We start from the raw sequence: 11590 nt of genomic DNA on the forward strand, positions 1-11590 counted from the left end.
TAGGTCGGGGAGCCGAACTACAACAATTCCGCCTGCTCCACAGCGATCGGATCGCCGGCGCTGATCGTACCACCGGTGCTCACCTCGGCATAGATCCCGCAATCGGCATGGCCGAGCCGGCGCTGCAGCGCCGGCGGGATGGTCAGATCGCGCTGGGCCGTATCGGGATCGACATTGATGGCGGCGCAGCGGACGATGCGCTTCACCACCTTGAGCCTGACGTCGCCGATCGCAAGTGTGCGGTCGAGCAGGTCGAATTCGTGCCAGGCCGGCCAGCCCTCGACATAGAGATTGCCGCGGAAGCGCAGCGGATGGACCGGCGCGCCGACGAGATCCTCGATGGCGCGGACGCTGGCGAGGTTGATGATGGAAACGACCTTGCGGGCGACGTCCGAAAAGCTGTGGCCGGGGCTCTCCAGCACCTTCGGCGGCCCTTTGATCTGGCCGGCAAAGGCGGTGGCGAAAAAATTCTCGATTGCCCGCCGGCCCCCGGCCGTCGCCAGGTTGCCCTGGGCTGCGACCTCGCCATTTTGGCGAATCGAGAGGACCTGGCTCACATCGTCGAAATGGGTGCGCAGGCCGGCCAGCCATTCGTCCCGCATCAGCATCAGGAAATGCGCCTTCGGCATCCATTTCGGTTCCGCCGGATCGAACCCGGACGGGCCGTTCTCGATGGCGTAGCGGCGATCGGCCAGCAAGGTCTGTCCCGGTTTGAGCTCGGCCCGGGTCAGTTGTTCCGGCGACAGGCCCTTAACGGGATAGCGGTAGATTTCGGCGATCTTGGCAGGGGACATGTCAGGCATGCGGCTTATTAAGAGATTCCACCGGCTCGCGCCACAACTCCGAATTTATGGCCGCAGCTCTTCCGTTTTTCACCGCGATGCCCACATTTGCATCAAGCCTGAAAAGCGGGCGACGACCCGCGACCGGTTGAGGAATGTCAACGCGGTTCGTGGATACCCCAATGAAGATGCCGCAATCATGCCTCAGGGGGTGAGGGCGGTAGGCCGAGGGAATCAAAACCATGAATATTGAAAAATACACCGAGCGGGCGCGCGGCTTTGTCCAGTCTGCGCAGTCGCTCGCCATGCGCGACGGGCACCAGCAGTTCTCGTCGCTGCACGTCCTTAAAGTTCTGCTTGATGATAGCGAGGGGCTGGCCGCAGGTCTGATCGACCGCGCCGGCGGCAACTCGCGCGCCATTCTCAAGGCGACCGAGGACGCGCTGAAGAAGCTGCCGAAGGTTTCGGGCAGCGGCGCCGGGCAGATCTATCTTGCCCCCGACATGGCGCGCGCCTTCGATGCGGCGGAAAAGGCCGCCGAGAAGGCCGGCGACAGCTTTGTCACCGTCGAGCGGTTGCTGCTGGGCTTGACGCTCGAGAAGAACAGCGAGGCCGGTAACATCCTGAACAAGGGTGGCGTCACGCCGCAAAGCCTCAATGCGGCGATCGAAGCGCTGCGCAAGGGCCGCAGCGCGGATAGCGCGACGGCGGAAAACGCCTATGACGCATTGAAGAAATATGCCCGCGACCTCACGCAGGCCGCGCGCGACGGCAAGCTCGATCCGGTGATTGGCCGCGACGAGGAAATCCGCCGCACCATCCAGGTGCTGTCCCGCCGCACCAAGAACAATCCCGTGCTGATCGGCGAGCCCGGCGTCGGCAAGACCGCGATCGTCGAGGGCCTGGCGTTGCGTATCCTCAACGGCGACGTGCCCGAGAGCCTGCAGGACAAGAAACTGCTGTCGCTCGACATGGGGGCGCTGATTGCGGGCGCCAAGTACCGCGGCGAGTTCGAGGAGCGGCTGAAGGCCGTGCTGCAGGAAGTCACCGCGGCCGAAGGCTCGATCATCCTGTTCATCGACGAGATGCACACCCTGGTCGGCGCCGGTAAGGCCGATGGCGCGATGGACGCGTCCAACCTCTTGAAGCCTGCGCTGGCGCGCGGCGAGCTGCACTGCATCGGCGCCACCACGCTCGACGAATACCGCAAGCATGTCGAAAAGGACGCGGCGCTGGCGCGGCGCTTCCAGCCGGTGTTCGTCTCCGAGCCGACGGTCGAGGATACCATCTCGATCCTGCGCGGCCTGAAGGACAAATACGAACAGCACCACGGCGTCCGCATCACGGACTCCGCGCTGGTTGCGGCCACCACGCTGTCGAACCGCTACATCACCGACCGTTTCCTGCCCGACAAGGCCATCGACCTGATGGACGAGGCGGCGGCGCGGCTGAAGATGCAGGTCGATTCCAAGCCGGAAGAGCTCGATTTGATGGACCGGGAAATCATCCGGCTGAAGATCGAGCAGGAGGCGCTGAAAAAGGAAACCGATATCGGCTCCAAGAGCCGCCTGCAGTCGCTGGAAAAGGAATTGGCGGATCTGGAGGAAAAATCGGCGGCGTTGACGTCGCGCTGGAGCGCGGAGAAGAACAAGCTCTCCGACGCGCAGAAGATCAAGAGCGAGCTTGATGCCTTGCGCATTGAGCTCGCCAACGCGCAACGCCGCGGCGAATTCCAGCGCGCGGGCGAGCTTGCCTATGGCAAGATTCCGGAGCTGGAGAAGCGGCTCGAAACCATCGAGGCCAATGAGGACGCCGGCGAGATGATGGAGGAGGCGGTGACCGCCAACCACATCGCGCAGGTCGTCTCGCGCTGGACCGGCGTTCCCGTCGACAAGATGCTGGAGGGCGAAAAGGACAAGCTCCTGAAGATGGAGAACGCGCTCGGCAAGCGCGTGGTCGGCCAGGCCGAAGCCGTGCGTGCGGTCGCAACCGCCGTGCGCCGTTCGCGCGCAGGGCTACAGGACCCGAACCGTCCGATGGGCTCGTTCATGTTCTTGGGGCCGACCGGCGTCGGCAAGACCGAGCTGACGAAAGCGTTGGCGGAGTACCTGTTCAACGACGAGACCGCGATGGTGCGCCTCGACATGTCCGAGTTCATGGAAAAGCACTCGGTGTCGCGGCTGATCGGCGCGCCGCCCGGCTATGTCGGCTATGACGAGGGCGGGGCGCTCACCGAAGCGGTGCGGCGGCGGCCCTATCAGGTGGTGCTGTTCGACGAGATCGAGAAGGCGCATCCCGACGTCTTCAACGTCCTGCTGCAGGTGCTCGACGACGGCCGTCTGACCGACGGCCAGGGCCGCACCGTCGACTTCCGCAACACGCTGATCATCATGACCTCGAACCTCGGTTCGGAGTTTTTGGTGAACCAGCCGGAAGGCGAGGACACCTCGGCGGTACGCGAGCAGGTGATGGCCATGGTGCGGGCGCACTTCCGGCCCGAATTCCTCAACCGCGTCGACGAGATCATCCTGTTCCACCGCCTGCAGAAGAGCGAGATGGGCCGGATCGTCGAGATCCAGTTCGCGCGCCTGGAGAGGCTCTTGGAGGATCGCAAGATCACGCTGACGCTCGATGCGGCCGCGCGCGACTGGCTGGCCGCCAAGGGCTGGGATCCGGCTTACGGGGCAAGGCCCCTGAAGCGGGTGATCCAGCGCAGCCTGCAGGACCCGCTGGCCGAGATGATCCTCTCAGGCGATGTCGCCGATGGCGACCGCGTCGCGATCTCGAGCGAAGGCAACGTGCTGACCTTCAACGGCAAAGCTGCCCAGACCGCCGAGATCGCGCAGTTCGAAACACCGGTGCCAAAGCGTAAGCTGAACTAGGCCAGGCATGAAAGTGAGTGGATGCATCCCGCTAGATGCGGGAGGCATCCACTCGCCGGATTGTTGGGTCAGGCTTGCTCGGGGGCCGGGCTGCTGCCACTGCGTTCGTCGTCATCCTCACCTGGATCAAGCTCCGAAAGGATGTCGACGAGTTCGCGCACGCGGCCCGTTGCCAGCGGCTTGCCGGCGTTCATCATTGGCTCGTCATTGGCGAGCCAGGCCTGGGCCTCTGCGAGTTCGTCCGCGGTGGCACCGGTTCCAATGATCTGGGCGATGGTTACATCGTCGGCGCCGCCGACCACCCGGGCAACGTCCTCACGCGTCAACTGCATGACGACCTCCATCACTCGGCCATGCGCCGCCCGCCGCGTCGGGGCCGGCGGCTTTGTCCTGCACCGTCAACCGGAGACCGCGGGTGGAGTTCCGGTCGCTGCCGGCCGCGGCGGCTATTTTTTCGTGACCTTGTAAATCGCGTTCTCGATATCCGAAGAGAAATAAATCACCCCGCTCGCACCGACGCCGACACCGGTCGGGATATTGCTCGGCAGTCCGCCGGGCGCGGCGGGAAGGCCGATCGGGAGGTTGGCGGCGATCTCGGTGACGGTGCCGCTGGCGGGATCGATCTGGACAAGGCGTTTCGCGCCGACTTCGGCCACGATCAGCCTGCCGTCGGGCGCCAGTGCGATGCCTTCGGGCCCCTTCAGATCCTTGGCGATCACCGTCTTTTCGCCATTGCTTCCGACCTTCGACACCAGTCCGGCGAACGCCTCCGTCAGATAGACCGTGTTGTCCGATCCGGCGGCGAGCCCCACTGGCCCTTCGAGGTTACCGATGACGACGGCGCGGTCCTTGCCATGCTCGCCGCTGGCTCGCACCAGTGATTTGCTGCCGAGCTCGTTGACGAGAATGGAGCCGTCGCCGAGCTTGACCGCGTCGTGCGGGGCCTTGAAACCGTGCAGCATCTCCCTGGTTTTTCCGGTCTTGCGGTCGATCAGTTGCACCGTGCCGGTGAACCAGCTCGACAGCAGCACGTCATCGCCCCTGGCGGTGGCGCTCATTGGATATTCCAGCGTCACGCCATCGGCGTGCATGCGGGCGGGCTCGGAGACTTCGCCGGTCGCACCGTCCACGGTCCGGTAAGCGAACACGTCGGCGACGTAAATGGTGTCCTTGGCTCCGTCGGAGACGACGCCGATGCCGCCGGGTAGCGCCAGCTTGCCAATAATGACCTGCTTGGCAGCGCCGGTTTCCGGATCGACCTCCTGAATGCCGTTGTCGGCCATGTTGGAGACGAAGATGCGGTCCTTGTCGTCGATCGCGAGGTTGTCGAGCGAGGGCTTGAGCTGCGCGACCAGCTTTTTCGCGCCGGTCTTCGGATCGACCCGGACCAACTGGCCGAGCGCGGTATCGACCACCCAGAGATTGCCCTTGGAATCGAAATTGACGGCGGCTGGAATCTTGAAGCCGTCGGCGACCACGGAAAGTTCGGCCTTGTCGACGTCGACCCTGGCGACCTGGCCCTTGAACCACAGCGGGCCATACAGTTTGTCGTCGGGCCCGAATTCGAAGCCGTTGAGGCCGCCCATCTTTTCCATGATCATGCGCGGCGGCTTGACGCCCTCGACGTCGATCTCATAGAGCGCATCGCCGAGGAAAACCTGCGTTGCATAGAGTCGCCCGTCCTTGCGGAATGCGAGCGAGTTGACGCCGGGCAGGCCCGAAGCGAGCTTCTTCACCGGGCCGTCGCCCTTGCGCGAATAGAGATCGCCGGTGAGGAAGGCGGTCCACGCCATGGTGCCGTCGGGCGCGAACGCAATGTCGTCGGACATGCCTTCGGGGGAGGGGACCGCAATCTTCGCGGTGCCGTTATTGCGATCGACCTCGTAAAGCGCGGCACCAGCGACGCTGCCGGCGAACAGGCGGCCGGATTTGTCGATGCCGAGCCCGTGCACGCCGTGAAAGGCCGAGCCCGGAACCAGCTTGGTGACCTCATAGGTCTGGGCCGATGCACCGGCCGCGTTTCCAAGAACGATCGCCGCAACAGTCGCTGCGAATGCAAGCCTGCTCGTCATGACGCTACCTCCCACTGTTTTTGTTGGAGGCAGTATTTGTCGCGACGGGCGGTTTGGCAAACCAAACTGTCGGTTGCGCGGCCACAAATCCGGCACGCAGGGTGGCGTCGGAAGCCCTATCGGATCTTGGGGATATTATCGGGGATCAGCGGCTGACCTGGCGCGTCTGCGGCGTGGTGCCGGTGGCTTCGGAAACCCGCGCCGCGCTGCCGCGATTGTTCATCTGGGTGTCGAGCCGGTCGCGCTCTTTTTCGAAATTCGCCAGCATTGAGCCTTCAAGCGAACGGCCGCGCGGCAGCTTGACGCGCATCGGGTCGACGAAGCGGCCGTTGACCAGGATTTCGTAGTGGACGTGGGCGCCGGTCGACATGCCCGTCGATCCGACGAAGCCGATCACCTGGCCCTGGCGCACGCGCTTGCCGGGCTCCATGCCCTTGGCGAACGCCGACATGTGGCCGTAGGCGGTCTCGTAGCCGTTATTGTGCTTCAGGCGAACGTATTTGCCGTAACCGCCTTCCCAGCCGACCTTTTCGACCACGCCATTGCCGGAGGCGAAAATCGGCGTGCCGTAGGGCGTCGCCCAGTCCACGCCGGTGTGCATCTTGGTGAAGCCGAGGATCGGATGGCGGCGGCCGCCGAAGCCCGAACGCATGATCGCGTTGTTGACGGGTTTGCGCACCAGGAACTTTTTCGCGCTCTTGCCGGTCTCATCGTAGAAGTCGACGACGGAGTCGTCGGGGGTCTGGAAGCGATAATATTTCTTGGTCTCGCCGCCGACGGTCAGCGAAGCGAACAGCACTTCGGTCTTTTCGTTGTTGCTGGTGCCTTCATCCTCGCCGGCGAAGTACACGTCGAAGGAATCGCCCGGCTGTACCTTGCGCTGGAAGTCGACGTCGTAAGAATAGATGCGGACCATGTCCTCGATCACGGCGGCCGGCACCTTGTTGCGCAGCGCGGTCTCGTAGATGCTCTGGTAGAGCCGGACGCCGCTGCCATCATCTTCATCATCGTCATCGTCATCCTTGCCGGTAGCGGCTTCGGCGACGGTATTCATGCTCTGCACGTCGACGGCGACATACTTTCCGACATCAGACAGTGCGGCGACGGCTTCGATGGTGGTCTCGTTGGCGACGATCACGCGATAGGGCTGCAGCCGGGCGCTGGGTCCGAGGCCGGTAGGGGCCATCAGGATGCGGATCTTCTGACCTTCCTTCAGGCCGCCGTCGCGGCCGCGGGGGCCAAGGGTCAGCGCAACCGCCCTGGCTTCATCTGGCGTTGCGCCCAAATCGCGCAGGATCGATGCGATAGTGTCGCCCTTTTTCACGACGTGAACGCGTTCGCCGGACGGATTGCCGCCGGTGATTTGGTCCTTGGTCTTCGGCAGCAGGGTGACGTTTTCCGGCACGATGCGGGTTTCAAAGCCGGCATAGGGGTCGGAGACGTTGCCTTCGGTGGCATAGGCGAGCTTGAGATCGGACTGCACGCCGCCGGCGTCGGCTGCGGCATTGGCAAGGGCCGTGTAGCGGACACCGCCCGAGCCGCGCCAGTTTGCGGCATCCCTTACCCGCATCAGGACTTCATCGAGCGCGACCACGGCGGCGAGTTTCGCCTTGGGCAGCACGGTGGCGAGGTCCTTGGTAACGAAGGAAACTTCGGCGTCGGGTTCAACGGCTTCGGGATTGTTCGGATCCTCGGAAGCCGCCGCCGTCGAGGTGCCAACATCGGTCAGCAGGCGCTGGGCATTATAGGGTGGGATCTTCGAGCTGAGGTCGCTCGTCGTCATCGACAGGTTGCCGGAGATGCGGACGAAGGGCCGTACCCGCATCACGTCACGGTTTCCAACGCGGGTGACGGTCGACATCTTCACGACATTACGTGAAGCGCTGGATTCTCCGGGCGGCGGCAGACGGTCGCTCTTGTGCAGGGTGGCGGTGCGATCGTTGGCGCCGAATGCGCCACGCAGCGCGCCCTCGACGCGCTCCGGCACCTTGGCAAAAGTCATTTCGCCGTCGAGCGAGGCAAAAACGGCGCCGCCGATGAGGGCCGCGCCGCACAGACCGGTCAGGATGGTGCCGCTAAACCATTGTACGGAGACACGGCGGCGATCGATCACCGCAGCCTCGGAGCCATCGACGGAAAGTGGCGGCTCGTGACCGAGATCGATGATCCCGGTCTCGCGTCCATAGCCGCTCCCGCGTGGCGCCTTCTGGCTCAACCCTGTCTCCCCCCAAATTCCATCAACATCGACAAGACCTCGCCCGATCCAGACCCCACGTTTCCGCCCTTTTAAGGGAGGGATTCCGGAGCATGGCGTTGCCGCACGCATGGAAATTCGGGAATCAGAAGCCGGAAGAAGACCGGCCACAGTCTCGAACGTCAATGGTCAGCAGATCTCTCGAAGTTTCCTGGCCGCATGGGAAAGGCGACGGGTTCCTCGAGATCGCCTGTCCCGGGTAGATGAAGACCGGCAGCCCCCACTGGCACCCGGTGATTCAGTGCATACCTTATAGTCAGAACGTCGCAGGATTGTGGCTCAAGTGCGGCCAAAGGCCCGAAACATAGGGACTTCTTGGCGTCTGAAAAAACTTGCGATCGATACGACAATTTCTTGACGAAGGGCGTTGACAACCCCGATCGGGCGGGCCTATAACCCGGCCACTGAGCGCGGCGATGCATTGGCCACGAGGCCAAGGCATCTATTCGCGCCCCGTAAGCTCCTCATTACGATGAGTGACTCAACAGCCGATAGTCATCGGTTGTTATTTGTCGTCGGATGAAGTGTGCGGGAACCTTCCGCAAGCGGAAGGGTGGGGTCCCACGGATCCCGGGCTGTTTGACAAGTGAAGATGAAGAAAGAGAAACGTGGACGGCGGAGTCCTTGCGTCTCTCGGAATACTTGAAGGCTTCGGCTTTTGAGTTCTGGGAGTGGACGAAAGACTTCGGCGGTACACGTTTTAAAGGTTACACCATCGTTGCCAGCGATGTGAATCGTGGGCAGCTCGCAGACTTCGGTCGGCGAAGAATGGTGGGACCTCGTCAAACGTTGTGATCAGCCGGTTCAAGGTTTCAAGTCCAACTTGAGAGTTTGATCCTGGCTCAGAGCGAACGCTGGCGGCAGGCTTAACACATGCAAGTCGAGCGGGCGTAGCAATACGTCAGCGGCAGACGGGTGAGTAACGCGTGGGAACGTACCTTTTGGTTCGGAACAACCCAGGGAAACTTGGGCTAATACCGGATAAGCCCTTACGGGGAAAGATTTATCGCCGAAAGATCGGCCCGCGTCTGATTAGCTAGTTGGTGAGGTAACGGCTCACCAAGGCGACGATCAGTAGCTGGTCTGAGAGGATGATCAGCCACATTGGGACTGAGACACGGCCCAAACTCCTACGGGAGGCAGCAGTGGGGAATATTGGACAATGGGCGCAAGCCTGATCCAGCCATGCCGCGTGAGTGATGAAGGCCCTAGGGTTGTAAAGCTCTTTTGTGCGGGAAGATAATGACGGTACCGCAAGAATAAGCCCCGGCTAACTTCGTGCCAGCAGCCGCGGTAATACGAAGGGGGCTAGCGTTGCTCGGAATCACTGGGCGTAAAGGGTGCGTAGGCGGGTCTTTAAGTCAGGGGTGAAATCCTGGAGCTCAACTCCAGAACTGCCTTTGATACTGAAGATCTTGAGTTCGGGAGAGGTGAGTGGAACTGCGAGTGTAGAGGTGAAATTCGTAGATATTCGCAAGAACACCAGTGGCGAAGGCGGCTCACTGGCCCGATACTGACGCTGAGGCACGAAAGCGTGGGGAGCAAACAGGATTAGATACCCTGGTAGTCCACGCCGTAAACGATGAATGCCAGCCGTTAGTGGGTTTACTCACTAGTGGCGCAGCTAACGCTTTAAGCATTCCGCCTGGGGAGTACGGTCGCAAGATTAAAACTCAAAGGAATTGACGGGGGCCCGCACAAGCGGTGGAGCATGTGGTTTAATTCGACGCAACGCGCAGAACCTTACCAGCCCTTGACATCCCGGTCGCGGACTCCAGAGACGGAGTTCTTCAGTTCGGCTGGACCGGAGACAGGTGCTGCATGGCTGTCGTCAGCTCGTGTCGTGAGATGTTGGGTTAAGTCCCGCAACGAGCGCAACCCCCGTCCTTAGTTGCTACCATTTAGTTGAGCACTCTAAGGAGACTGCCGGTGATAAGCCGCGAGGAAGGTGGGGATGACGTCAAGTCCTCATGGCCCTTACGGGCTGGGCTACACACGTGCTACAATGGCGGNTGACAATGGGATGCTAAGGGGCGACCCTTCGCAAATCTCAAAAAGCCGTCTCNAGTTCGGATTGGGCTCTGCAACTCGAGCCCATGAAGTTGGAATCGCTAGTAATCGTGGATCAGCACGCCACGGTGAATACGTTCCCGGGCCTTGTACACACCGCCCGTCACACCATGGGAGTTGGTTTTACCTGAAGACGGTGCGCTAACCGAAAGGGGGCAGCCGGCCACGGTAGGGTCAGCGACTGGGGTGAAGTCGTAACAAGGTAGCCGTAGGGGAACCTGCGGCTGGATCACCTCCTTTCTAAGGATGATCCTTCAGTTCAGCTCACGCTGACTATCGGATCGTTTTAGAAACATCAGTGGCCAACAATCGTCAGGATTGTTGAGCTGCATTGGCGGGATTTCGCCGTCTACGTTTCTCTTTCTTCGCGGACGAACACGCACCGGGGGCTAAAGCGCTGTGCGATGCATCGGCGCGAGCCGATTGCGCGCGTGCTTAAAGTCCCTTGTGTTAGGGGCTTGTAGCTCAGTTGGTTAGAGCGCGCGCTTGATAAGCGTGAGGTCGGAAGTTCAAGTCTTCCCAGGCCCACCACCTTGATCGAGTGCGAGGCATTCGTCTTCTGGTACGGGGCCATAGCTCAGCTGGGAGAGCGCGTGCTTTGCAAGCATGAGGTCGTCGGTTCGATCCCGTCTGGCTCCACCAGATGAAATCGAAGATCGAGGGTGCCTCGAATATTCGTCCGCGAAACATCACTTCGCACGCGCTAGTCCGGATGGGCGGCAGCGTGCGTGATATCTGACATCGTAAAGAGGAGATCGATCCGAGTTTGGGATCTGCAAAGCAATTTGCGGAATCTCACTCATAATCTCCAGATCATTTCGGCGCTCGGCCATCGCAAGATGACCGGGTTGTAAATGATCTTTTTAGCGAAGCTTGACCGCCTCGCTATCGGGTTGATCTTACGAAGCAAGCTGGTCTTTCTAATCAGTGTCCGGCCGCAACATAGCATTCATCGAGGGTGCGCGTTTTGAGGTTTCGATCTCAAGGCAATTGTGCGGACAACATTCTGCCGAGTGTGTGGACATTGATAATGAGAGCAATCAAGTGCCTTAAGGGTGTTCGGTGGATGCCTTGGCGCTGAGAGGCGATGAAGGACGTGCTACGCTGCGATAAGCCGTGGGGAGCTGCGAAGAAGCTTTGATCCACGGATTTCCGAATGGGGAAACCCACCTTCGATAGCTGGAACTCCAAGATCTCTTGATCTTGGGGTTCGGACAGCAATGTTTGAGACCAAGCCGCGAGGTTTTGGATTTCCAGTTATCAAGTGAAGGTATGAAATCTCTGAATTCATAGGAGGTTTTAAGCGAACCCAGGGAACTGAAACATCTAAGTACCTGGAGGAAAGGACATCAATCGAGACTCCGTTAGTAGTGGCGAGCGAACGCGGACCAGGCCAGTGATACATCAAAGACAACCGGAACCTGTCAGGAAAGCAGGGCCTCAGAGGGTGATAGCCCCGTACGGGTAATGCGATGATGTATCCACGAGTAAGGCGGGACACGTGTAATCCTGTCTGAACATGGGGGGACC

5 protein-coding genes, 2 tRNA genes and 2 rRNA genes (1 of these 9 running past the window's edge) are annotated in these 11590 nt (G+C 61.2%); 5 read left to right on the top strand and 4 right to left on the bottom strand.

Annotation, left to right across the window (positions count from 1 at the left end; genetic code table 11):
* Positions 1-17: 17 nt before the first annotated feature.
* A complete protein-coding gene (locus CQ14_RS15565) occupies positions 18-803 on the bottom strand; it encodes an MOSC domain-containing protein (protein ID WP_057858736.1) in 786 nt (261 codons plus the stop codon).
* Between the two features lie 221 nt (positions 804-1024).
* Here CQ14_RS15565 and clpB point away from each other — a divergent pair, with 221 nt between their 5' ends.
* Positions 1025-3664, top strand: coding sequence for an ATP-dependent chaperone ClpB (clpB, locus tag CQ14_RS15570; protein WP_057858737.1), 2640 nt, complete (start codon positions 1025-1027; stop codon positions 3662-3664).
* Positions 3665-3732: 68 nt separating this feature from the next.
* Here clpB and CQ14_RS15575 read toward each other — a convergent pair whose 3' ends face one another.
* From CQ14_RS15575 to CQ14_RS15585, 3 genes are all read right to left on the bottom strand, one after another.
* Positions 3733-3996 (bottom strand): hypothetical protein, encoded by a 264-nt coding sequence (locus CQ14_RS15575; protein WP_057858809.1) that lies wholly within the window; start codon positions 3994-3996, stop codon positions 3733-3735.
* Between the two features lie 114 nt (positions 3997-4110).
* On the bottom strand, positions 4111-5736 hold the full coding sequence (locus CQ14_RS15580; protein WP_057858738.1) for an NHL repeat-containing protein: 1626 nt from the start codon (positions 5734-5736) through the stop codon (positions 4111-4113).
* A gap of 145 nt (positions 5737-5881) precedes the next feature.
* On the bottom strand, positions 5882-7951 hold the full coding sequence (locus CQ14_RS15585; RefSeq protein ID WP_057858739.1) for a M23 family metallopeptidase: 2070 nt from the start codon (positions 7949-7951) through the stop codon (positions 5882-5884).
* A gap of 858 nt (positions 7952-8809) precedes the next feature.
* Between CQ14_RS15585 and CQ14_RS15590 the strand changes: the two genes are divergently transcribed.
* The 4 genes from CQ14_RS15590 to CQ14_RS15605 all read left to right on the top strand — a co-directional run.
* Positions 8810-10300 (top strand): 16S ribosomal RNA (locus CQ14_RS15590).
* A gap of 214 nt (positions 10301-10514) precedes the next feature.
* Positions 10515-10591 (top strand) — tRNA-Ile (locus CQ14_RS15595).
* Positions 10592-10626: 35 nt separating this feature from the next.
* A tRNA-Ala gene (locus CQ14_RS15600) sits at positions 10627-10702 on the top strand.
* Between the two features lie 396 nt (positions 10703-11098).
* Positions 11099-11590, top strand: a 23S ribosomal RNA gene (locus tag CQ14_RS15605) (it continues 2317 nt past the right edge of the window).
* Together the 16S and 23S rRNA genes with 2 tRNA genes alongside form the textbook arrangement of a ribosomal RNA operon.

This window comes from Bradyrhizobium lablabi (assembly GCF_001440475.1).
GTDB lineage: Bacteria > Pseudomonadota > Alphaproteobacteria > Rhizobiales > Xanthobacteraceae > Bradyrhizobium > Bradyrhizobium lablabi.